At 41.0% G+C, this 22,946-nt stretch carries 19 protein-coding genes; 8 read left to right on the top strand and 11 right to left on the bottom strand.

Translation table 11 applies throughout. The features are described 5' to 3' along the window. Window positions 1–33 precede the first annotated feature (33 nt). Window positions 34–414, bottom strand: a complete 381-nt coding sequence (locus tag V7K41_RS09120; protein ID WP_334847401.1) for a hypothetical protein — start codon at window positions 412–414, stop codon at window positions 34–36. A gap of 822 nt (window positions 415–1,236) precedes the next feature. Between V7K41_RS09120 and V7K41_RS09115 the strand changes: the two genes are divergently transcribed. Continuing rightward, window positions 1,237–2,700: a hypothetical protein gene (locus V7K41_RS09115; protein ID WP_334847399.1), complete on the top strand. Its 1,464-nt coding sequence runs from the start codon at window positions 1,237–1,239 to the stop codon at window positions 2,698–2,700. Window positions 2,701–2,817: 117 nt separating this feature from the next. Then, entirely contained in the window at window positions 2,818–3,888 is a 1,071-nt protein-coding gene (locus V7K41_RS09110; RefSeq protein ID WP_334847398.1) for a DUF1822 family protein, read from the top strand. Between the two features lie 599 nt (window positions 3,889–4,487). Here the strand turns inward: V7K41_RS09110 and V7K41_RS09105 are convergent. After that, entirely contained in the window at window positions 4,488–6,086 is a 1,599-nt protein-coding gene (locus V7K41_RS09105) for an Hsp70 family protein (protein ID WP_334847397.1), read from the bottom strand. On the opposite strand from V7K41_RS09105, the gene V7K41_RS09100 reads away from it, so the two are divergent. After that, complete coding sequence (locus V7K41_RS09100) at window positions 6,074–6,229, top strand: hypothetical protein (protein WP_334847395.1); 156 nt, start codon at window positions 6,074–6,076, stop codon at window positions 6,227–6,229. The genes V7K41_RS09105 and V7K41_RS09100 overlap by 13 nt on opposite strands. Before the next feature lie 24 nt (window positions 6,230–6,253). Here V7K41_RS09100 and V7K41_RS09095 read toward each other — a convergent pair whose 3' ends face one another. Further along, complete coding sequence (locus V7K41_RS09095; RefSeq protein WP_104909601.1) at window positions 6,254–6,493, bottom strand: hypothetical protein; 240 nt, start codon at window positions 6,491–6,493, stop codon at window positions 6,254–6,256. A gap of 803 nt (window positions 6,494–7,296) precedes the next feature. Here V7K41_RS09095 and V7K41_RS09090 point away from each other — a divergent pair. Further along, window positions 7,297–7,854 carry an HPP family protein gene (locus tag V7K41_RS09090; RefSeq protein ID WP_334847393.1) on the top strand — a complete coding sequence of 186 codons (558 nt, stop codon included), beginning with the start codon at window positions 7,297–7,299 and terminating at the stop codon, window positions 7,852–7,854. Between the two features lie 75 nt (window positions 7,855–7,929). Here the strand turns inward: V7K41_RS09090 and sppA are convergent, their stop codons facing one another. Both sppA and fni read right to left on the bottom strand, forming a co-directional pair. Beyond that, window positions 7,930–9,765, bottom strand: a complete 1,836-nt coding sequence (sppA, locus tag V7K41_RS09085; protein WP_334847391.1) for a signal peptide peptidase SppA — start codon at window positions 9,763–9,765, stop codon at window positions 7,930–7,932. Window positions 9,766–9,879: 114 nt separating this feature from the next. Further along, a complete protein-coding gene (fni, locus tag V7K41_RS09080) occupies window positions 9,880–10,929 on the bottom strand; it encodes a type 2 isopentenyl-diphosphate Delta-isomerase (RefSeq protein ID WP_334847389.1) in 1,050 nt (349 codons plus the stop codon). A 153-nt stretch (window positions 10,930–11,082) separates the two neighbouring features. Between fni and V7K41_RS09075 the strand changes: the two genes are divergently transcribed. Next, window positions 11,083–11,670 (top strand): Uma2 family endonuclease, encoded by a 588-nt coding sequence (locus V7K41_RS09075; RefSeq protein ID WP_334847387.1) that lies wholly within the window; start codon window positions 11,083–11,085, stop codon window positions 11,668–11,670. Window positions 11,671–11,757: 87 nt separating this feature from the next. Here the strand turns inward: V7K41_RS09075 and V7K41_RS09070 are convergent, their stop codons facing one another. Together V7K41_RS09070 and V7K41_RS09065 are read right to left on the bottom strand one after the other, a co-directional pair. Beyond that, a complete protein-coding gene (locus V7K41_RS09070) occupies window positions 11,758–12,171 on the bottom strand; it encodes a hypothetical protein (protein ID WP_334847385.1) in 414 nt (137 codons plus the stop codon). A gap of 385 nt (window positions 12,172–12,556) precedes the next feature. Further along, window positions 12,557–12,796: a hypothetical protein gene (locus V7K41_RS09065; protein WP_334847383.1), complete on the bottom strand. Its 240-nt coding sequence runs from the start codon at window positions 12,794–12,796 to the stop codon at window positions 12,557–12,559. A 170-nt stretch (window positions 12,797–12,966) separates the two neighbouring features. Between V7K41_RS09065 and V7K41_RS09060 the strand changes: the two genes are divergently transcribed. Next, a complete protein-coding gene (locus V7K41_RS09060; RefSeq protein WP_334847381.1) occupies window positions 12,967–16,551 on the top strand; it encodes a HEAT repeat domain-containing protein in 3,585 nt (1,194 codons plus the stop codon). Between the two features lie 72 nt (window positions 16,552–16,623). Here the strand turns inward: V7K41_RS09060 and V7K41_RS09055 are convergent, their stop codons facing one another. The 4 genes from V7K41_RS09055 to V7K41_RS09040 form a co-directional block, all read right to left on the bottom strand. Next, a complete protein-coding gene (locus V7K41_RS09055) occupies window positions 16,624–16,788 on the bottom strand; it encodes a hypothetical protein (RefSeq protein ID WP_334847379.1) in 165 nt (54 codons plus the stop codon). Beyond that, window positions 16,778–17,041: a type II toxin-antitoxin system RelE family toxin gene (locus V7K41_RS09050; RefSeq protein WP_334847377.1), complete on the bottom strand. Its 264-nt coding sequence runs from the start codon at window positions 17,039–17,041 to the stop codon at window positions 16,778–16,780. The genes V7K41_RS09055 and V7K41_RS09050 overlap by 11 nt, the downstream gene beginning before the upstream one ends. Continuing rightward, window positions 17,034–17,312 carry a hypothetical protein gene (locus V7K41_RS09045; protein WP_334847376.1) on the bottom strand — a complete coding sequence of 93 codons (279 nt, stop codon included), beginning with the start codon at window positions 17,310–17,312 and terminating at the stop codon, window positions 17,034–17,036. Before V7K41_RS09045 ends, V7K41_RS09050 begins: the two co-directional genes overlap by 8 nt. 134 nt (window positions 17,313–17,446) lie before the next feature. Further along, window positions 17,447–18,961, bottom strand: coding sequence for a phenylacetate--CoA ligase family protein (locus V7K41_RS09040; RefSeq protein WP_334847375.1), 1,515 nt, complete (start codon window positions 18,959–18,961; stop codon window positions 17,447–17,449). Between the two features lie 136 nt (window positions 18,962–19,097). On the opposite strand from V7K41_RS09040, the gene V7K41_RS09035 reads away from it, so the two are divergent. Both V7K41_RS09035 and V7K41_RS09030 read left to right on the top strand, forming a co-directional pair. After that, window positions 19,098–20,789 carry a serine/threonine-protein kinase gene (locus V7K41_RS09035; RefSeq protein WP_334847373.1) on the top strand — a complete coding sequence of 564 codons (1,692 nt, stop codon included), beginning with the start codon at window positions 19,098–19,100 and terminating at the stop codon, window positions 20,787–20,789. A 57-nt stretch (window positions 20,790–20,846) separates the two neighbouring features. Further along, window positions 20,847–22,916 carry a serine/threonine-protein kinase gene (locus V7K41_RS09030; RefSeq protein WP_334847371.1) on the top strand — a complete coding sequence of 690 codons (2,070 nt, stop codon included), beginning with the start codon at window positions 20,847–20,849 and terminating at the stop codon, window positions 22,914–22,916. Window positions 22,917–22,946: the final 30 nt, after the last annotated feature.

Raw genomic sequence — 22,946 nt, 5'->3', positions numbered from 1 at the left:
GCTAGAGAAACCTAACCTAAATAAGGATATTACTTAGTTGCGTAAAATCTTATTAATAGGTGGCTTGGAGTGTATAAGTAACTTAATTTTCGACAAGTCTTGCTCTTGGTGTAAGCACTCAGACCTCTCTATGCACTCACCAGTATATCGATTGCGTCTTATACAGCGTGGGTAGCAATTTTCAGGTTCGTATTCCTTAGCACGACTGTCAACAGCATTCGCTACTCGTGAGCACGTTTTTGATTGATGCGGTTTTTGCGTGTCGTTTGCTACATTAGTAGAAACAGCATTCGCTCCTTCTTCTGCGTTTATCTCTACAGGACGAGCATTAGCCGCGCTCATGCCAACCGCAGTAATACCAAGAGTTACAATCAAGGAGATTGTGTCTTTGACAATTCTGTTTTTATTCTTCATAGTTGGTCAATGCTTGTAAAGCTAAAAGTAAGGTGTCTCAATGTCAACCAAAAAAACAATTCCAGCTTTAGTCAGAAAATCATTACTGACTTGCTAATAAGGCACACTTGTGGAAGTTTTCAAAGCTCTTTCTCTTCCAGATATCTGCGTTTGCACAGGAGTTTTCTCAATTACATTCGCTGGGGATACCTGTGTTGATTAGGACGTAATAGCAAATGGCAGAATAAGTAAAGCGGCGGCAACGAAACGTTTCATACTTTCTGAACCTTTATGATTGATAAATAGTTAAGAACAAGTAATAGAAACAAGGAGAAAACAAGCAATAAATGATATTGATATTGCTCAGAAGGTATTTACTTGTTTATCCTGCTTCTGCTTTTATATAAGTTCAAGTCTAATCAACCTATACACTTGTGTGAGGCAAATATAAATTTACTTTCAATAAAAAAAATCTTTAACCCTTATATATCAAAGCTTATAGTAAATTGTGTTTATTTTATACATAACGCAATTTCACAAAAATATATAAATAACATTCGGTAGAAACGCGATTAAGCTAAAACAGTATAACGGGACGCAAGAGCCTCACATTTTTTATCAAACTTCGATGATTACCGCACGACAGTCACACGACGCTTTGCTCTCAATTTTCACAAATCATATAGAATTGCTATGATTCAGAACTCCCAAAAGTGTATAAACTAAAAAAATCAAACCTATATATGATATAGCCCCCAGAAGATTAATCAAAAATCGTCTCTGGTGCTAAAGTTTTGCTGTGAATGTTATGTTTTCAAGAGACTTGAGGTAATTAAAATTACTATGGTGTCACCGTCAAAATATTGGCAAATGCAGATACTTCCTATAGGGGAAGACGTTCAGCTAAAAAAACACCGAGAAATCGGTAGGGCAAAGGAGTTTTTTAAAATACAATTTACTCACCTAAGCAACAAACCCACCCTATCGACAGAAGAAAATAAGCAAGTTCAATCAGTTCTGTGGGAAATGTTTCGTTCAAAAGACGACATTTCCCAACGCGCTTTTGCAGGGCTTTGTTTGCGCTGCTATGTTTCACACAGAATTCTCATCACCTGCAAAACTATCCCTCACATCTACAATGTCAGTGCAGAAAACCTTTTCAGGTACACCGATTTACTTCGCTTCGTTTTAAACGACGATGGGATAGCACTAGTAGTTTTAGATAGTGAGGGTAAAACTCAACATATCTTAAACCATCATGATAATACAACTCGAGCGATCGCAAAAGGCGGAGAATTTTTTAGCGTTGACATTTTGCGGAGATTTAATCCCAACTTAGGTTCTAAAGAAAGCTTAGATAATTGGACTACCAGACTCACCCGCCAGAATCAAGAAATCAAGTCATTTTTGTGGGAGTTTGGGTTAGCCACTCCCAGTGATTGGGGGCTATTATGTAAATCTGTTCCTCGTTCTCTGTCTGGGCTTCTTTTAACAGAAGACTATGAAATTTTAAAAGCTTTTCAAACAGTTTACCAAGCAGATAGACTAAAAACATGCAAAAAAGGACGCTGTTCTGAACCAACACCAAGCCAACTGCAAGAAATGTTGCATTTGTTGCAGCACATAAATATTAATTTTTCTCCAAAAAAATTAATATATCATTTTAAACGCATCGCAGAAATCTTGCGACAAGACTGGCTTTATAGAAAAACGGGCAGTACTAAAACTGTACCTACAGAAGTCTACGATAATTCAACAAATGATTATTTTGACAACCCAGAATTACCTTATCATAAAGACTGCGACCCGGAGGATGTGGAATTAGACAAATTCCAAGAAATCTGTCAAAATTTGTTTGAACAAGTGTTATATAAAATAATAGCAGAAGTAATTCAGCAGCGCGTTGAAGATTTGCAAAAAAGTAGAGGTTATAAGAACTTTGCTCAACGATTTTCGGAAGGTTTACGACTTTATTACCAAGAAAATAAGTCTTTGACTGAAATTGGTAAACTTTGGGAAATCGAATGGAGTAAAGCTAGACGAATTTTTCAACTAGAAAATTTTTTGGAAATTGTGCAGTATCGAACCGAAAAGATTTTTCTATATAACCTTTTACAATCAGTTAATAAATATCAGTTAACTAGAATTTCTCATGAACCTGATTATCTAAAAAATATTGCTGCTGAAATTAGAGAATTTGCCTATGAAAAAACATTTAAAGAAGCAAAAGCAGAATTAGCTGCTAGTAAAAAACAGATAAAAAACAGCTTATTTGCTCAAATAATCCGCATCTACCTTAATAAGTAATATTAAACAGCTTCCATTAATAATTTACTATCAAATGTACATACGCTATTGGATCATAAAACTCATCAGGGAGGAAATATGGTAAACTCATACATTTATACAATTGGTACACAAAATATGAGAATAAACTTGTCACCAAAAATTGTTTGGCTAGAACCAGAATATTTTGACGAAGCGCGAGTAATCAGTGAGAATCATTTTAGCCAGTTCAGCTTCGGCGCATGGAAAATATATTTAAATGCACTAGCACAACTTGGTTTTGAAAAGTGTCTGAAAGAACGAAATCCAAATATCAAAATTAAACCAGACAAGAGTGCTAATGCAATTGATGATGTCTGTTATCTCAGTGTAGGTGAATTTCGCCTCTGCTTAATTACTGTAGATAATCTGATTGATGATTTTGTCATTGTACCAGCAAAACTTGTTACCTCAGCCAAAACAGTTGCTCATTTCTATGTCCTGCTGGAGGTATTAGAAGAAGAAGAACAATTAAATATTCATGGCTTTTTACGTTATGATGAACTATTTAAATATTCTCAAACACCAGATTTAAAATCTCAGCTAGATGGTAGTTATCAATTACCCCTGTCTTTATTTGACACGGAATTAAATAATCTCTTGCTATACACTCGTTTTTTAGAACCATCTGTGATTAAATTACCTGTAGTAGTAACAAGTAATAACACAGTTATAGAAAATCTCACTCAGGTAAAAACTCAAGTAGGTAAAGCATTAGTCAATCTGGGTAAATGGTGGGATAGGGTATTTGAAGAAGGTTGGCAAACTACAGATGTTATTGGGAGTAGAATTTCAAATAACTTAACTTGGGGTTATGTTAGAAGTCGGAAGGAGTCAAATAATTTTCCTATTTCGCAGACTAAATTATTTGATTTTGGCCTATTGCTGCAAAATAAACCCTTAGCTTTAATTGTCAATCTAAAAAAAGAAGAAAATGGAGAACAAGGTGTGCTTGTACAAATTCTTCCTCCTCAGGAAGAATATTTACCTTCTGGCTTGAACTTGAAAATTACTCTTAGTCCCAATACCCCTGATTCTATAAGTCAGCAAGTCAGTGCGAGGCAAACTGATAATGCTATTCAGTTAGAATTTAGTGAAGCACTGGATAAACAATTCAAGGTTGAAGTCAGTTATAAGGGTGCTGTATTTACTGAGGAATTTATATTGTAAAAATGAGAGATAAATTTAACAGTAATTATTATTAACATCTTCCGAAACTTGGTAAGAGAGATTATCTACATAAATTGACATCGATTTTCTCCAAAATCATAAGCGTGTAGAGATTTCAATTTCGGAGATAAACCAATAGCAACACCAGCCAGAGTTGGTGTCTTTACCCGTCGTTTGTCCGAAAGTCTTTAACTTGTCGCAGTTGTTCAATCAGATTTGCACCCATGATTTTTTATCTCCTCGACACTTGTCATTTTACGCCTTTTAGGGAGTGATATAATGTCCGCTTGATTACTTATTAAATCTCAAGAACCCCACCCCGCCAAAGCGTAGCTTTGTCTCCCCTAAGAGCTTGCGGAGAGGGGATTAAGGGGAGCCAGTGCTGTCTTGAGGTCTTACCCGAAATTTGGATCGCTCTCAGCCAGCGCTCCAACTTCTCCCCAAGTGGAGCACCTGGCGTGTGGGGTGCAATGACTGTGGGAATCATAACTAATTATTCGGACATGATATGAAACAGCCCTGCTTTTTAAGGGGGGTTAGGGGGGATCGGGGTTTCAGGCTTCAGTGCGTAAATTTTAGGTAAGTTAAATGCCCCATATCTAACTCAACTGTGCCACAAGTTGATTCTCCAAAAGTGTGTCATTCGTTAACAAGTCTTCAACGGTGATTCGTAAAAAGCGTTGTTCATCAACTTGAAAGAGAATTTTGATGCGATCGCTTCCAGGATATCCGGTTGGTGTCAATTGGGCAATTGTCTTCGCGCCTTCTCGATCGTTGAGGGGTTTGACGCTGGTTTCACTATTGTCCATACGGCGAGTAATTAAGCGATCGCCATCAAAATAGACTTCAGTACTACCCGTATCTGCTCCCAATTCTCCCATAATTAGTTCAATGCTGGGCTGATTTTCTAAAGAAGCGCCTAAGACTAATTCTACTGGCTGTATCATTGGATATGCCTGTCCAGCTTTAATTAAAGAATGCCATTTATGACGCTGGTTGCGGCGATCCCAGTAGCGGATACCATAACTATGGTACAGAAAGTCTTTGATTTGTATCCCTTGTGCTAGCTGTAATGCACCTTGAGCGATCGCTTCAAAGGGACGTTCGCAACGGATTTTTTCTGGCTCAAAATACTGTTTAATCCATGTCTGCACTGCTGGCAATTGCACTGTTCCACCAACTAACAAAACTGCATTAATATCAGGAAGTTCAATTCCTTGGCGTCTTGCTTGCTGCAACAGTGTTGTCATCGACTCATCCAATAACTCAAAAAAGGCGTGTTCTTTGAGGATATTATCAAAAGTATCGCGGTTTAGTTCCAGTTCATAACTTTCAAATGTCTCATCATCAAAATAAACTTCACTAGCTTGATTTTGAGTTGATAGCTGAATTTTTACCCGTTCTGCCAATCTTGTTGTCAAGGGACTTACCACCAACTCTTGAGTTTTGGCAAAGTAATCTACTAACCAGTTATCAATATCAGTACCGCCCAGATTTTGGCCAGCTTTCGCCAGTACACGGGCAGTTTTAACTTTTTGTTTTGAATCTTCAGCCAGAGACTTATTACCCCACTTGAGGATAAATCCGAGTGGTTTGGTGGTTGCTTGGACATCTCGATCCAATCGCACAAGGGATAAATCTAAAGTACCGCCACCAAAGTCAATCACCAAGAGAATTTCTTGATCTGCCAAGCCATAACCCAAGGCTGCGGCTGTGGGTTCATCTAGCATTCGCACTTGTTCGACGGGAAGGGATTGACAAACTTTTCCCAACCAATGACGATAGGCTTCAAAACTGTCTACGGGTACGGTTAAGACGAGAGAATCTAACCCACCTTGCAAGGGCGCTAGTTCTTCAATTACTTTGGTGAGGAACCATTGCCCTACTTGTTCAAAGGTGACAATTTGCCCATCTAGTTCGGGTAAGAAACCTTGAATATCTGCACCAATACCGCGCTTGAAACTGCGGAAAAATCGCGTTTCGCCTTTGAGGTCAAAACCGCGATCGCGTACTTGTTGCCCCACTAAGACTTGATTCTGGCTTGCGTCTTCAACATAAACCAAGCTGGGAATCAGTGGCGGATTGAGACTTTGTTTAATTGATAAACCTGGTAGATTCAGGGTTTCTGGCTGCTGGGTTACGGGGTTCCAACGAGCAATGACTGTGTTGCTAGTACCAAAATCGATTGCGATCGCCATATTTTATCTTTATTCTCTCGCACGAAGATGTCAAAGCTGCTTTATTTGTGATTATTCTCCATAACCCACCAACAATGCAATTGATAATCCAAGAACCGTTTGAGAGAATCAAGGATGCGATCGCAAAAAATGATTTGACGTAAAAACTCCTAACTCTTGCTGTAAGCTCAATCCTCATTCCGTAACTGCCAGACTGCACCAAAAGCTGCCCCAGCCCCAGCTAACAATCCAGTGCTCATTCCTTGGATAGTTTTTTGGAATGGATCTTGGGTTAGGCACTCACTTGTAACCTTACTATCTTCCAAGCAGAGACTACTTTCTGCCCAACCAGCAGTACCTCCTAAAATTACACCAGTTATACTACAGGAGACAATTAGCAGCAGAAGACGTTGTGTTTTTCTAGCCATAGATAGATGTTTTACTCAATTTTGTATTTTAGACTTTAAATTAGGTAAGTGTGTAAATACACTTGGTTTAGATAAAAAATTTTAGATTTTTCCATACTTGAGCCACTGTTTAACCAGGCTGCTTCAGCAAAATTCCAAATCTAAAATTCTGTCAATGGTTGGAAATTGTAGTTTACTCTCAACTACTTTACACATCCGGGCAGCAAATGTCAGCTGGTTTATGGCTGAAGATTCCAACTCATGTGTATCGCTATAGTAGTCTGTCTCGAAATTGATGTGCAAACAATTTCGTAGCAAGGACTTTAGTCCTGAGAAAACAAGGACTAAAATCCTTACTACAAATCCTCAAAACTAGTTTGACGTAGTATTCGGTGAGTTGTTGCCCACTGATGCTCAAAAAAATATCTACTCAATCTTCAAATTGAAAAGCAAGCGGGCATAAACCCCCTTTGGATCGTTCATCTTTTGCAGAATCTCTACTTCCTGTTGCAATTTCTGAAATTCAGCGGCGAGGGGATTGGATTGGATTGTTTGAGTTGCGCCCCCTCAATTCCGAAAGCAGTCCGCGCTTCTTGTGTTACCCCCCCCAAAAAAAAGCGTTCTCCTGATTACGACCTTGGTAAGGCCAACTCATCCGCCTCGTTATTCAAATTAGCCTATTTAGGCAAAACTTCAATAAAACAAAAAAATCTGTGTATTTAGATACTTTTTAGATATTTTTTTCATAAATGTCATGTTATTGTAACTTAAGCAAAGCTTTGCTCAGTCAATTCAAGGAGCCATAAGTATCGAGTGGTTGATTCATGATCGATAGTAAAAAAGTTCGGTTGAAGTGGCAAAATTATTGGTTTAAAACCTTTGGTAGATGGCGCTCGTGTCCGCTAACCTGTCCAATAGAAAGACCTCATCATCGGCATGTTTTTTGGAGTTGGATCGGTAGTTTTTTAGCGATCGCAGCTACGTCCTACCTTGCTATCAAAACTAATTCTCCTTTGCTGATGGCTCCTTTTGGTGCTACAAGTGTTTTGATCTTTGGTGTCCCTGACAGTCCTTTGGCTCAACCTCGTAATGTCATTGGGGGTAATCTTTTAGCTGCTATAGTGAGTCTGATAATTCTGCATTTTCTCGGTTCCTCTCCCTTGGCAATGGGAATGGCTGTTTCTAGTGCGATCGCAATTATGCAGTTTACCGGAACTGTACACCCACCTTCGGGTGCTGTTGCATTAGTCGTTATGATGACGAAACCGAACTGGCAATTTCTGCTAACACCTGCCTTTGAGGGATCGATGATTCTAGTGCTATGCGCTGTGATCTTTAATAATTTAGCAGCAGAAAGAACGTATCCAAAGCACTGGTTCTAACATTGTCTCTAGAGAAAAATTAATCGTATCAAGTACAAAATGTAGGGGCAATTCATGAATTGCCCCTACAAAAAATTACTCAATCTTCAAGTTAAAAGGCAAACGGGCGTAAACCCCCTGCGGATCGTTCATTTTTTGCAGAATCTCTACTTCCTGTTGCAATTTCTGAAATTCAGCGGCGAGAGGATTCGATTGTTTGAGTTGCGTCCCCTCAATCCCTAAAGCAGTCCGCGCCTCTTGTGTTGCCCGCCCAAAAAAGCGTTCTCCGAAGCTGCTAGTGCGAGGATATTCTTGTACTTCCCAGTCTTCTCCTAGTTTCGCCTGCTTGGCAGCATAAGCGATCGCAATATCCAAACCACCAATTTCATCCACCAAACCAATTTCTTTGGCCGCCTCACCCGACCAAACCCTTCCTTGGGCAATTTCTGCGACTTTTTGTTCTGAAAGTTTCCGACCTTGAGAAACTTTATCTAGAAACATATTATAAATTCGGTTAACACTACGCTGATAAATTTCCAACTCTTGAGGCGATTTCGGACGCGAAACTGTTTGACTATCAGCATAGCGTCCAGTTTTCACTGAATCCCAAGTAATACCATTATTACTGGCCAGCTTTTCCCCATTGAATAAGATCCCAAACACCCCTATGGAGCCTGTAATGGTATTTGGTTCTGCAAAAATGCGATTAGAGTCGCTAGCAATCCAATAACCACCAGAGGCGGCGACATCACCCATTGACACTACAACTGGTTTTACCTCACGAGTTAATTTCACTTCTCGTTGCATGACTTCGGCTGCGGTAGCGCTACCACCAGGACTATTAATTCGTAATACAACAGCCTTCACATCTTTATCTTGTCGCAGCTTGTTGAAGATTTTCGCAAAGCGATCGCCTCCTACTTGCCCATCTTCTCCTTTACCATCGACAATCTCGCCCTCAGCATAAACAACGGCTATTTGATTTTTGGAGTTACGTTCTACACCCAGAGATTTACCAGAAACTTGTGCGTAGCTATTCAGGCTAATTTGTCGGAATGTTTTGTCTTCTTTATCGCTATTTGTCAACTTTTTCAGGTCAGCGACAACTTCATCGGGGTATTGTACTCGATCGACTAAACCTCTAGTTTTGGCTTGTGTGGCTTCTAGTAAAGATTGATTATCTGCGATCGCTTGCAATTTATCGGGTTCAATTTTCCGACTTGCGCCGACAGCAGTGCGCCACTCTCCCCAAACATCATCCAACAATTTCTGAGTTTGTTCGCGGTTTTCTGGACTCAACTTGTTGAGAATAAATGGTTCAACGGCTCCCTTAAATTTCCCGACTCGCACGACTTGAACGCCAATGCCATACTTCTGCAATGCTCCCGCTAAAAACATTGGTTGTGAACTCAAACCGTTGACTTCCATCATCCCCAGAGGATTAAGGACAATGGAATCTGCCACTGAACTAATGTAATATTCCTTTTCACTCCAATCACTGCCATAAGCGACAATCTTTTTCCCCGCAGCGCGAAACTCCTCTAGTGCTTTCCGAATTTCTTTTAAAGAGGCATAGCCGACGTTACCAACTTGGCTTGTGCTTGTTGCATCCAAGTAGATCCCAACAATTCGCGGATCGCGCCGCGCCTTTTCCAAAGTTTCCACAACTTTGCGGAGTGCCATTCTATCTTCATCCACACCTGATATTGTGTTTTGAAACAGTTCGCCTGAACTAGGTTCGCCATCAGTAATTTTCATCGACAAGTCAAAAACCAACACTGACTTATCTTTCACATAAGGCCCATTATCTTTAGAGGAGCTAGCAGCCAATATTAGCAAGAATAGTCCAGTGGTTCCTAGACCAGCGAAAATAATTAGTCCTAATAAGGTGCCAACTAAGCTAGCAAAAGTTTGTTTGATAAAATTACGCATTAGTTATTGGGAATTGGGAATTGGGAATTGGGAATTGGGCACTTGTACTGAGCGGTGTCGAAGTATGGGGCATTGACAAAGGACAAATGACTAATGACTAATGACCTACTTAATTTATTCTATGCGCTGTAAACTGCCAGAGTGCTTTAACTGATACAAGGTGGTGTTGCCAGTACAAAATAATACTGTGGTAATTTCAGCGATTAATACCTCAGCGAGCTCGGCAACTGCTGTCTCTGATGTTGCTGCTGCTTGCAAGAAAGGCATTGCTAAACCAGCTATATCTGCTCCCAAGGCGATCGCTGCTGCAACATCCAATCCATGACGCAAACCTCCCGAAGCAATTAAGGGCACATCTTTGGCGATCGCTCTAATAGTTGTAATGCACTCTGCCGTCGGTAAACCCCAATCTGCAAACGTCTTCCCTAAGCGACGTTGTAAAGGATTTTCTGCCCGTTCGCTTTCTACTTTTGCCCAAGAAGTACCGCCTGCACCCGCGACATCAATTGCTGCTACCCCAGCCGCGATCAGTTTCTCGGCGATCGCTGCTGAAATGCCGTTACCAACTTCTTTCGCAATCACTGGTACTGGCAATTTCATGCATAACGTAGAAATTTTGTCAAGTAAACCCCGAAAATTAGTATCACCTTTGGGTTGAATGCACTCTTGTAAAGGGTTAATGTGTAAAATCAAAGCATCAGCTTCTAAAATATCAACTACGCGCAAACATTCATCTAAGCCGTACTTGTAGTTAAGTTGCACAGCCCCCAAGTTTGCAAGTAGTAGAATGTCAGGGGCATACTTGCGGACAGCAAAAGTATCAGCCACTTGGGGTTTTTCTACCGCTACTCGCTGGGAACCGACACCCATTGCAATTTTGTAGTGTTGTGCGACTTGGGCCAAACGTTGGTTAATGATTGCGGCTTGTTCTGTTCCGCCAGTCATGGAAGAAATTAACAAGGGTGCGTCAAGGTTTTTTCCCAGAAAAGTTGTACTGATATCAATATCGTTGTGGTTGAGTTCGGGTAAGCAACAATGGGTGAAACGATAACGTTCCAGTCCATTGGTGATTCGCTCGCACTGAACGTCTTCTTCTAAGCAGATGCGAATGTGATCGGCTTTGCGATTCTGAGTTTGTGCAGAGATATTGGTAGGGGGGTTCACTGGTGGGTATGGCTAAAAGTATTGGCTTGCGATCGCTATTGTTACATTGTCTGCAATCGTATTTGTATAACAAAAATATTTATTTTCGCTATCTTTCGGGTACGTTACGCTATTGATAACATAGCCATTCCCCTATTTTATGAGTCAATTAATATGGTTTTACAAACAGAAAAGCGCTACTACACCCCAGAAGAATATTTGGAATTAGAAGAAAAGGCAGAATATAAAAATGAATACAGAGACGGAGAAATTATACCTGTGACAGGGGGAACAACTAACCACAATAAAGTTGCAGGTAATTTTTATAAAAAATTTCCCCTGACGGTGCAAGGACAAGAATATGAGATTTACATAGGGGATGTGAAATTATCAATACCTCGTTATCGTCTTTATACTTATCCTGATATTATAGTCATTAAAGGTAAGCCTATTTATGAGGGAACAGGTACAACAACTATTACTAATCCCTTATTAATTGTTGAAGTTTTATCAAATTCAACTAAAAATTATGATAAAACGGATAAGTTTAAATATTATCGTTCAATTCCTGGTTTTCAGGAATATATTATGATTGACCAGTATACTTTTGCTGTGGAACAATTTACTAAACAAGCAGAATGGCAATGGATTTTTAAGGAATATGAAGGTGAAGAGGCAGTTTTAGTTTCAGATTCTATCGATTTTCAAATTGCCTTGCGTGATATTTACGAACGAGTTAATTTTGAGTTGATTGAGGAATAAAACTGCGATCGTGCGATACCTGCGGCGGGCTATGCCTACGTTAAACATGGGCATCATTCACCGTGAATGATGCCTACTTGTTGCTCATTATGCCGTCTGTGTAGAAGCCGCTTTTAAGTCTGCGGTCGATTTTAACCGGGTGATAGTGGCTTTACGAATGCGTAGGCGTAGCCCGCCGCAGGCATCGCTTTTGCGTACTCCGCCTGTCATTTCGTATTCCTGGCTGTCTTTGCCATACTTCAACACCACACCACTGACTAAGCGTTCTGAAGTTTCGCGAATGGTCTTTTCAAGGGTTTCTATTTCTGCCTTTGCTGTGTCAAGGGCAGTTAACATCATATTATATTGGTCAATCTGGTTGCGAAACTGCCCGGTTAACTGGGTTAAATGATTTACACTGATGGAATCACCAAAGTCGAGGCTAGAATCAATTGATTTAAATCCAATCACTCTCTGTTCGGTTTTTTCTAGCACGGTAGAACTTCTTTTTTTGCGTGGCATCAATGCACACCTTTTACTAAACTTATCTTTCTAAAGTGTCTCAATGGAACAATGTAGTGGTTCAGTAAAGCTTACACAAAAAGGTGTTTTTTATAATAAGATTGAATTGCTTGGTCAGTAATTACACGACGATCGACAACAAATGGTTGAGGATGAACTGGTGTTGGGAACGAATAAACTTGTGTTGTGAACCAATAGGCTTGTATTAGGAACGAATGAACTGGTGTTGGGAATGAATGGACTTGTGTTCTGAATGAATGGACTTGTGTTCTGAACTCACATATAAAACTCATATTTTAATTTTGAAATACACCTATTAGAGAGACGCGATAAATCTAGAGAAAGACGTGATAAATCGCCGTCCCTACAAAGGACTGATATGAAATTATTGATTCTTAAAAGGGCGATGTCTGGGTAACAAGCTCTTTTTCTGTTTTTCTTGGAAACTGGTGGCTTGTTTCAGGACTGGAATACACTGGTTAATCATCCAGATTAAAACCTCGATTGGTGAGTCTCCTTGCTGAATACGGTTTTTGGCATTTATGCCAATTAATATTGTTTGCAGAGTTAGCAAGAAAGCGATCGCTCTTTTTCTTGCACTTTTACCACGTTTTTTAGCTGACATCTGAATTTACCTTGTTTTTCGGCTTACAAGGTAATTATTTTTTTGGGTATTTCCCCAGACACATCCCCCACGCAGCGTCTATAATGCTTGTATCGTCAGCTTTTGCGGCTTGGGGAAGCTTGTTTGTTTGGGTAATTACAAATTATTTCAATTTTCTTTATATTTGACTGATGTCAAGAAATATTCGTGGAGATGAATCAGTTTTAGAAAATGTACTCAGTCTGGTAGAAGCATTGCTGCAACTGTCACAAAAGCAGGAGTGTGAGTTAAAACTTCCACTTTGCGTTGTCTGGAATGCTGATAAGCTGCAAATTACCGGATATAAAAGCGAACAGACAAGAGGAAAGAGAACCAAAACAACTGAAGTTGGTACAAAGAAAGAATATTTACTCAAACAGATTAAAGATGCTGGTAAAAGTTTAAAACTTCCCCGACAGAAAGGAGAATTTAGCGTTTCTCAGAAGGAAAGAGAATTACAAGAGCTTCAAACTGCACTTGACTGGTTAAAAAATTTGGGAGTGCGAGAAGATGAACGAGCTAACAAGAATCAAGGTTATTGGAAATTTACCCTGACGCTAAAACATCAGACAGCGACGATAAAAGATAATCTGGAGGTGGTTAAGCAGAAGTGGAAGGAATACCAAAAGACAAATTTAGAAGAAACATCCCAGGTAGAAACAACAGATAATAGCTTCGATTGGCAAGAAATCTGCTACACCATGCTGGCAAAGCACAAGCGTCTCACCACAAATCAGTTCTTCTTTGGTGATGATGACATGAAATTTGAGCTAGAGGCAATTCATGTCCCTTTAGCATTGGTGGAGCGTAACAAACCGAAGAAGTGCAACGAGGATATTTCCCCAGAACAAGGTTCGCAACTTTACGAACCGAGTTATGAAGAGAAGCAGCGATTTGAACATGAGGCTTTTTTAGAGAAAATTATCCGTGATGGTGTTGGTAAAACTAAAGGACACCGCATCGCTTTAATTGGGGAACCGGGTGCGGGAAAAACTACTCAGTTGCAAACTATAGCTTTTTGGACATTAGACAAAAATCTGCGTTTACCAATTTGGATTTCTTTAGCAGACTTGCAAGGAAAGAGTGTAGAAAAATATCTGCTGCAAGATTGGCTGAAGAATGCTTTAAAAGTGCGGCGTGTAACAGAAGAACAGAAAAACGCTTTCGTAAATTTATTCAAGAATAATTGTGTGTGGTTGTTGTTGGATGCAGCAGATGAAATGTCTTCAGCCCAACCATTAACTGAGATTTCGCAGCAGTTGACAGGATGGGTGGAAGATGCGCGGGTTGTGCTGGCTTGTCGGGTGAATGTTTGGGAAGCAAACGCCAACGCTTTAGAAAATTTCGAGACGTATCGGTTACTCAATTTTGAATATCCGCAACAAATGCAAGAGTTTATTGGGCGTTGGTTTCACAACAAGGATGCAGACAAAGGGGAAAAACTATGTAAAGAACTGGATAAAGCTGAACGTCAGCGCATCCAAGATTTAGTTAAAAATCCTTTGCGGTTAGCGCTGTTGTGTAGCACTTGGCAAGGTTCCGATGGAGGTTTACCGGAAACTAAAGCCGGACTTTATCAGCAGTTTGTGGAAGAGATTTACAAGTGGAAAGAAAAGCCCTTCCCTACCACCGAACAGCAGCAAGAGGAATTAAACGCAGCGTTGGGACGTTTGGCAAAACGGGCAATTGATCAAGAAACGTCACGGTTTCGGCTACGTCATAAGTTGGTGCGTGAGGAATTAGGCGATCCAAAACAGGAAAATTCTTTATTTTGGTTAGCGTTAAAGTTGGGATGGCTTAATGAAGTTGGACTGGCTGTGGAATCAGCAACGAAAGAAAAAGTTTACGCTTTCTACCATCCCACATTTGAGGAATATTTTGCAGCGTTGGCGATTGAAGATTGGCACGAGTTTCTAAATCATATTCCTGACAACCCCGCGCTAGGCATTTATCGCATTTTTGCCCCGCAGTGGAAACAAGTGATTTTGCTGTGGTTGGGACGTGAGGATCTGGGGACGAAAGAGAAGGAAGAGTTTATTCAGGCGTTGATGGAATTTGATGATGGGTGCGGAGAATACAGAGCTATTAATAGAGTCAGAAGGGGATTTTACGAATTTCGCGCTTATTTTCTTGCTGCTGCGGCGGTTGATGAGTGGAAAAATTCTTGCAACGCAGATGCTATTGTGGCGGAAATCGTTAAATGGGGCTTTGGTGAGTTTAAGGTTGAACAAAACAAGTGGGTAAAATTTCTCGAACCAATCGCAAAAGGAGCAAAGACAGCACTATCTCAGACAAATCGCATAAAAGCGATCGCTGCTTTGGTGGAGTTAATCGGCAATCCACAACTGGATGATGATACCCGATGGGAAGCGGCATTTAGCTTAGGGAAAATTGGCTCTGGCAACCAAAAAGCGATTGATACTTTGGTAGAGTTAATCGGCAAACCACAACTTGATGATTTTACCCGAGGGGAAGCGGCATCTAGCTTAGGGCAAATTGGCTCTGGCAACCAAAAAGCGATTGATACTTTGGTAGAGTTAATCGACAAACTACAACTTGATGATGATATCCGAAAGCTAGGGGCATATAGCTTAGGACAAATTGACCCTGGCAATCAAAAAGCGATTGATGCTTTAGTAGAGTTAATCAACAAACCACAACTGAATAATTCTACCCGATGGCAAGCGGTATCTAGCTTAGGGCAAATTGGCTTTGGCAACCAAAAAGCGATTGATGCTTTGCTGGAGTTAATCGGCAAACTACAACTGGATGATGATATCCGAAGGCTAGTGGCATATATCTTAGGACAAATTGACCCTGGCAACCAAAAAGCGATTGATGCTTTAGTAGAGTTAATCAACAAACCACAACTGGATAATTCTATCCGAGGACAAGCGGCATATAGTTTAAGGCAAATTGGCTCTGGCAACCAAAAAGCGATTGATGCTTTGGTGGAGTTAATCGGCAAACCACAACTGGATAATTCTATCCGAAGCCAAGCGGCATCTAGCTTAGAGAAAATTGGCTCTGGCAATCAAAAAGCGATTGATTCTTTGGTGGAGTTAATTGGCAAATTACAACTGGATAATTCTACCCGATGGCTAGCGGCATATAGCTTATGGCAAATTGGCTCTGGCAGCCAAAAAGCGATTGATGCTTTGGTGGAGTTAATTGGCAAACCACAACTAGATGATTCTATCCGAAGCCAAGCGGCATCTAACTTAGAGAAAATTGGCTCTGGTAATCAAAAAGCGATTGATTCTTTGGTGGAGTTAATCGACAAACCACAACTGGATAATGATACCCGATGGCAAGCGGCAGTAAGCTTAGGGCAAATTGGTTCTGGCAACCAAAAAGCAATTGATACTTTGGTTGAGTTAATCGGCAAACCACAACTGGATGATTTTACCCGATGGCTAGCCGTATTAAGTTTAGGGCAAATTGGCTCTGGCAACCAAAAAGTGATTGATGCTTTGGTGCTGTTAATTGGCAAATCACAACTGAATGATGATACCCGAAGGCAAGCGGCAGAAAGCTTAGAAAAAATTATGTTAAAGGAACAAATGCCGAGTGTTGTCACCATGTTGAAGGATTACTTATTACCTGAAACTTACAAAAATGACTTTAAGCGATTTGATAATTGCTACAAAGTTATCTGGAAGTGCGCCCAAAGTATGGCCTACCCAGCTTTTTATCAAGTTTGGCATCAACAAGAGAAAGTGAAAGATGGAGAGTAGGGAAGAAAAATACTTCCTTCAGCCAAAACATCAGCGAAATGTGGAAGTAGCAATCCCTTGTAAAGACGTGATTCATTGCATCTCGTAAGCATCTCGTAAATCTATCGCGTCCGATATTTCCGCAATCCAGGGAATGCGATCGCCCCTAGTAAAACAGATATTGTAAACAGGACGGAAATGCGATTGCTTTTTTGATCGCCGCGATGAATTGATTAAACGATCGCCTTTATAGTTCATATACCTCACTGCGATGAGCGATCGCCACAACAAGTACCTGCACAACTTCATCGTCTATAGAATAAATGACTCTGTAATCCCCGATTCGGTAGCGATAGTAGCCTGTATAATCTCCCTTCAGGGCTTTAATGTTGGGGTGCGATCGAGGAGTTTGTTCTAGCTGCTGCAAACATCGGGCAATTTTCTTAGCAAGGGCTTTGTCAGCATTGACATAAACTTCCTGGACATCGGGATGAAGAATAACTTCATACATCAGAGCGAAGAGTTCTCCAGGCGGTGTATTGGGCTTTAGGCGTTACTTGATTTTGCTTAATTCGCTCTAACAATCCAGGAATTGCCAAAAGTTCTTGGGTTGCAGCTTCGCTTTCAGCATTTGCCAAATAAGCAGCAAAATCAGTCAGCACCTGTAATCGTTCTGGAGATAGTTGCTGGAGTAAGTCATTAAGCTGTTGCTGTAACTCTGCGACAGAAATCAAATCTGCTGATGATCCATCATCCATCGGAGAATTATCGGTAGTATTCATTGCCTACTTCAGGATTTTAAGGTTTAGTTTTTATTATGCCGCAATCACTGGAGATGATGGAAGCAACTAGCTTTTATACTTCACTTTTAACCCAGTCCTCTGCTATAATTGAAAACTATTTATTGTTGCATTCCCTATTGACGGGTATAACGATGTTTCACACCAATGGGGAAATATTCAAAATCGCCCATTGGCGCTAATGTAACTTGTGGTGTTTGATATTCTACCGGAACATAATTAGCAAACTCGCTATTGAGACGTAACAATTGTGAAAGAATGGAAGATGCGATCGCTTCTCTTTGAGCTTCACTACCCTCTACCCCTAGTGCTAATTCCACAACTACAAATAAAAATCGATTCTTATCTGCGTCTTCTATTACCTGCAACACAAATTTACCCGTCACCCATTCTTGAATTACTGGTTGTTCTAATCCCACCGTCACATTTTCTGGATAGATATTTGCCCCAAAGTAGGAAACTGTAAAATTAGAACGACCGAAGACATAAACAAAAGGTAGCTGATGAATACCTCTTGGTGATTCTTGAGTATCAGAACGCAGATTTTCGAGCGGGTTAAATCCCCATTCAGCTAAAAATTGCAGCATGGCATCATAACTAATTATCCCGCCAGTATCCAAAATGTCATAACGGACTAAGGGAATACCGTTATCTCCAGAAAACAGCAATCCGCCATCGTGAACTTCAAAAAAGCGAGTGAAAGGATCGTATTGTACTAGCGTGGGTAAACGCGATTCCCCAAATAAAGTTCTCGCTGCATCGGGATTTATCGCCAAAAAACGGCGAATACAGATACTTAACGGTGTTTCATTACCCAAAACTCCGGCATCAGCAGTGCCGTAAAGTGATGCAAAATCATAGCAAGGATTTCGCGAACCAACTCTTTCGCCAACTAAACTTCGCCATTCTTCACTAAATACTTCTCCCGCCATTACTAATTTAATCTGATATTGCTGCCACTCCACACCACGAGCGATACCAGTATCAATCACATCTTTTAAAAATGGCGGGTATCCTAATAACACCACTTGCTCAAAACCTGAGCCTAGTTCCTGCACAACTCGCAAGATTTCTTCTTTGTTGTTACCAGGAGTAATTACAGTGATCAGATAACCTTTGCTAGCAAGATAACGACAGCAATTAGTGGTAAACATCCCACCTACCCAAGTGCCTAAAGTGAAACAAATCACTGCTAGGGTACGTCTGGTGTCTGTATAGAAACTATCGTGAAAAATCTGTTCAAAGCGTGTGGCGATTTGGAGTTCATCTGTGAAAAAACGAGGCCAAAATGTCGGTTTACCACTAGAACCTGATGAAGCAGCTATCATGTCGCACTCTTGGAGTTGTCCGTTACGGCACAAGTCAGTTAGAGGATAACGCAGTATATAATTTTGTTTAGCGATCGCTGGTAATTTCTGAAACTCTTCCAAGGTTTGAATAGTCGCGGGATTAATTTCCCTTTCTGCTAAAAACGCCTTGTAGGCTGGTACATTCGCCGCCACATCGTAAAATAAACTCAAAGCTGCCGAAGCTTGAGTGTTGAGATGTCGTTGCAGTATGGTTTCTAGAGGGGTAGACAAAAAATCTTCAAATGCTTTAATTACTTCCTGCTGTCTTGATTTGCCGTTCATGACGCTTGCTTATTTATCCTGAAGTAGAACCTAATACCGTTAAAATAATTCGTAATTCGTAATTCGTAGAATATCCGAAAATGAGGGTATGCGCGTTGTAGTCATTCAATAAAACCTTAATTTATCCTTCAGCACCATGCAGCTCTATTGCAGTAAACAACACACAAATAATGGTAGTAACCGCTTTTGTACCCATTGTGGTGAACCATTACCTCTTGCTGTGGGACAGGTTGTGGATAATCGCTATCAAATTATCCGTCATCTAGGACAGGGCGGCTTTGGACGCACCTATTTGGGGGAAGATATCAATAAATCCCATCAAACCTGTGTGCTGAAGGAATTTGCACCCCAAGTACAAGAACATCAAGATTTACAAAAAGCTAAAGAGTTATTTGAGCGAGAAGCAAATGTCCTGAAAAAACTCCAGCATCCACAGATTCCCCGTTTTCACGCCTCGCTACAAGTGAAGATAGGCACTAAAGATTTTTTCTTTTTAGTGCAAGATTATGTAGATGGTGACAATTACTACCAGTTATTAGAACAGCGTGAAAGTCAAGGAAAAACCTTTAGTGAAGAGGAAGTAATCACCCTCCTGCAACAAATTTTACCTGTTTTATCATACATCCACTCACAAGATGTAATTCACCGTGATATCTCTCCCGATAATCTAATCTGGCGGCGTTCTGATAATTTGCCAGTGCTAATTGATTTTGGTGGCGTTAAACAATTACCAGCTTCTCAAGGTTTTTGGCGTACCAAGTTGGCTGAAAATAACACTTTGCTGGGTAAAAAAGGCTACGCTCCAGAAGAACAGCTACGGCAGGGAAAAGCATTTTTTAGTAGTGATTTATACTCTTTGGCGGTGACAACATTAGTGTTGCTCACAGGTGAAGAACCACAAAAATTATACGACAGCTATCAGGGAATTTGGGGGTGGGGGAAACAAATCCAAGTTAGTCCCCAACTGGAAACGGTGTTAAAAAAAATGCTGGCTTATAGACCGAGCGATCGCTACCAACGAGCCGAGCAAATCCTCAGAGATTTACCATCGCCAAATGCAACTAAATCTCCAGGTAATTATATTACCACCAAGATTAAAACAATGGTAGTTGCTCCAGGAAGACAACGCGCCAGTGCTGTTATGAGTAGATTCCAGAGGCAAACGCAAGCGATTGCTAAACCGGCATCTTTCCCTGTTTGGATTCGCCCTTTTATGATGAGTTTAGGGGGAACGGCTTTAGTTGGATTAACTTTAGCGGCGGGAAATGCAGCCATTCGGGCCGTAACTTCAATCACTATCCCATCAATTCCATTACCTTCATTACCGCAAATCCCACACTTTCCAACTGGAAAACCAGGCAGCGACAAAGGAAAAAATAGCGACCTCCAGAAAATTATCAGTCGTCGTCAAGAGCTAGAAATTACTGAAGGATTTTTTATTCGCACAGTAGATGATTTATTTTATACAAAAAAACCAGAATTAAAAGGACGTAGCCTGACATCTAAACCTGAAGACGCTGGTTTAAGAGATGAATGGTCTGGTATCGCTGATGATTTATTGAATAAATTAGAACAGGCTAACCTGAGTACAGCAGCTCGTCAGAAATTGGGGAACTATAGTCAAAAAGATTACGATACATGGAGACGACAAGCGCGATCGGGGCAGTTTGGGAACTATACAATTGATCAATTGACTAAAGACACAAATGAAAAATTCGATCGGTTGTTTCCCGGTCAGCAGCGTAAGAAACTCAATCAACAGACTTTTGGTCAAATTTGGTATGCGATCGCAGCCGATCGAGTCAGTAAAGTACAATCTGGCAAATAAGGGGACTGGGGACTGGGAACTGGGAACTGGGGAAGAGTAACAAATGACAAACGACAAATGACAAATAGTTATAGTATACAACCGGGACTGACTTTAGGCGATCGTTATGCGATCGTGCGTCAAATTGGCCAAGGTGGCTTCGGACGCACTTATTTAGCTGAAGATGTCAACCGTTTCCGCGAACTTTGTGTTTTAAAAGAATTTTCACCCCAAGTTCAAACCGCTTACGTTGTCCAAAAAGCTGAAGAACTTTTTGAAAGAGAAGCGAGTGTTCTTTATAAACTGCAACATCCTCAAATTCCCCGCTTTCGGGAACTGCTACGGCTAAATTTAGGGGGCAAAGAATATCTGTTTTTGGTGCAAGATTATGTAGAAGGGGAAACTTACAATTATTTGTTAAATGCCCGGATACAACAGGGTCTGCGCTTTACAGAGACGGAAATACGCTTTCTTGTCCTTTCAATTTTGCCAGTGTTGGAATACATTCACTCTCTAGGAGTAATTCATCGAGATATTTCCCCAGATAATTTAATGCTTCGCACTGTTGACAAACTGCCAGTTTTAATTGATTTTGGCGGTGTCAAACAAGTAGTAGCAACCGTAGCTTCCGAATATTACCAACCCGGTATGGTTGCACCTCCGCCAGCACCAACCTTATTAGGTAAAATCGGATTTGCACCCCCAGAACAGATGCAAACAGGGTTAGTATCTCCCCACAGCGACTTGTATGCTTTAGCAGCAACAATGTTGGTTTTACTGACAGGAAAACAACCCCAAGAATTAATTGATACTTATACTCTCAGTTGGCAATGGCGACGGGAAGTTAATCTGAGTCAAAATTTGGCACAGGTATTAGATAAAATGCTATCTCCTAGACCAAGCGATCGCTATCAATCAGCCCGTCAAGTACTCCAAGCCCTCAACCCGCCCTCGGCTAACTATCCCCCAACTCAATATCCCACTCCACCACAACCCACATCCGCCACCGTCGCTGTCTCCCCACCTCCCCCACCTTCCCCATCCCCCTCGTATTCCTCATCTCCCCCGCCTTCCTCTTGGTGGACACCAACAAAAACTTTCCTGGTGGCGGCGCTAGTAGTTGGTAGTGTGGGATTAATTTGGTGGGGATTGAATGGCAGGCGAGATGTCGGGGAAGTCCAACCTAATCCTACAGGTAGCCCTACTCCAACTAGCGAACAACCAACCGATCCTCTAGCGCAATATTCGCCAGCAGAACGAGAACGCAAAGAAAAATTAAGCGATCGCCGTCAACAGTTGGGTATTGACTCTAACTTCTACGTGAACTTGGTGAATCAAGTTTTTTGGGACAGAAATTCCAGTTTACGGGGACGTACTCTCAGTAATGGCCCTGAAGATGAAAGTTTGCGTGCAGAATGGGATAAAACAGCTTCCCAATTGCTAGAAAAGCTTGCACCATTGAGTAATAATGCACGGCAAAAACTGGGAACTTACACAACTGCTGAAGGCGATCGCTGGAAAGTGGAAGTCAACAAAATCAACGTTGGTAGTCGTTCTTTGTATGATTTGGGAGATGCGGCTTTCTTCAGTGTATTTCCTGAGCAACAGGGTAAAAATTTCAAAGGTCAGCCAATTGGACAAGTTTGGTACGGATTTGTTAGCGATCAACTCAGTGCAATCCATGCTGGTAGCGCTTTCCAGAAACTTGTCTTCGATCCGGGAGCTACTGGCAAAACAGTCAACGGTACTCTCCAACCTGGTGGCGGTAAAGTATTTATTGCTGGACTTGCCAAAGAACAATCTCTAGACTTGAAGCTAGAAGCAAATTCTCAAGTTTTGTTATCAGTCTATTCACCTTCTGGAAAAATTCGATTTTTAGAAGATTCTACCAAGCGTAGTTTGTCAACTAAATTACCAGAAAATGGATTTTATGAGTTTGTCGTAGTTTCTACAGCAACGAAACCAGTAGATTATCAACTCACTATTACAGCGGAAAATCCCACTCCTCTCCCATTTCCAACAGCAACGCCCACGGTAACATCCACGCCAACACCAGCTCCCACGCCAACGCCAACACCTACACCCACGCCTACAAAAATCTCCGCACCTGAACCTACACCAATACCAACTCTTGAGACAACACCCTAGTACTTTTCAGAGATCCTCTTAGTAGCAGGA

This window comes from Nostoc sp. (assembly GCF_036917415.1).
Taxonomy (GTDB): Bacteria; Cyanobacteriota; Cyanobacteriia; order Cyanobacteriales; family Nostocaceae; genus Nostoc.
Note: the sequence above shows the minus strand (reverse complement) of the source record. Positions and strands in the feature narration are given on the sequence as shown.

Bases quoted from the DNA above. Each gene is read 5' to 3' on its own strand.
- V7K41_RS09110 (WP_334847398.1), top strand. From the start codon at position 2,818: ATGAGAATAAACTTGTCACCAAAAATTGTTTGGCTAGAACCAGAATAT.
- V7K41_RS09030 (WP_334847371.1), top strand. From the start codon at position 20,847: ATGACAAATAGTTATAGTATACAACCGGGACTGACTTTAGGCGATCGT.
- V7K41_RS09060 (WP_334847381.1), top strand. From the start codon at position 12,967: ATGTCAAGAAATATTCGTGGAGATGAATCAGTTTTAGAAAATGTACTC.
- V7K41_RS09070 (WP_334847385.1), bottom strand. From the start codon at position 12,171: ATGCCACGCAAAAAAAGAAGTTCTACCGTGCTAGAAAAAACCGAACAG.
- V7K41_RS09065 (WP_334847383.1), bottom strand. From the start codon at position 12,796: ATGTCAGCTAAAAAACGTGGTAAAAGTGCAAGAAAAAGAGCGATCGCT.
- sppA (WP_334847391.1), bottom strand. From the start codon at position 9,765: ATGCGTAATTTTATCAAACAAACTTTTGCTAGCTTAGTTGGCACCTTA.
- V7K41_RS09075 (WP_334847387.1), top strand. From the start codon at position 11,083: ATGGTTTTACAAACAGAAAAGCGCTACTACACCCCAGAAGAATATTTG.
- V7K41_RS09040 (WP_334847375.1), bottom strand. From the start codon at position 18,961: ATGAACGGCAAATCAAGACAGCAGGAAGTAATTAAAGCATTTGAAGAT.
- V7K41_RS09055 (WP_334847379.1), bottom strand. From the start codon at position 16,788: ATGAACTATAAAGGCGATCGTTTAATCAATTCATCGCGGCGATCAAAA.
- V7K41_RS09050 (WP_334847377.1), bottom strand. From the start codon at position 17,041: ATGTATGAAGTTATTCTTCATCCCGATGTCCAGGAAGTTTATGTCAAT.
- V7K41_RS09045 (WP_334847376.1), bottom strand. From the start codon at position 17,312: ATGAATACTACCGATAATTCTCCGATGGATGATGGATCATCAGCAGAT.
- V7K41_RS09120 (WP_334847401.1), bottom strand. From the start codon at position 414: ATGAAGAATAAAAACAGAATTGTCAAAGACACAATCTCCTTGATTGTA.
- V7K41_RS09095 (WP_104909601.1), bottom strand. From the start codon at position 6,493: ATGGCTAGAAAAACACAACGTCTTCTGCTGCTAATTGTCTCCTGTAGT.
- V7K41_RS09105 (WP_334847397.1), bottom strand. From the start codon at position 6,086: ATGGCGATCGCAATCGATTTTGGTACTAGCAACACAGTCATTGCTCGT.
- V7K41_RS09035 (WP_334847373.1), top strand. From the start codon at position 19,098: ATGCAGCTCTATTGCAGTAAACAACACACAAATAATGGTAGTAACCGC.
- V7K41_RS09090 (WP_334847393.1), top strand. From the start codon at position 7,297: ATGATCGATAGTAAAAAAGTTCGGTTGAAGTGGCAAAATTATTGGTTT.
- V7K41_RS09115 (WP_334847399.1), top strand. From the start codon at position 1,237: ATGGTGTCACCGTCAAAATATTGGCAAATGCAGATACTTCCTATAGGG.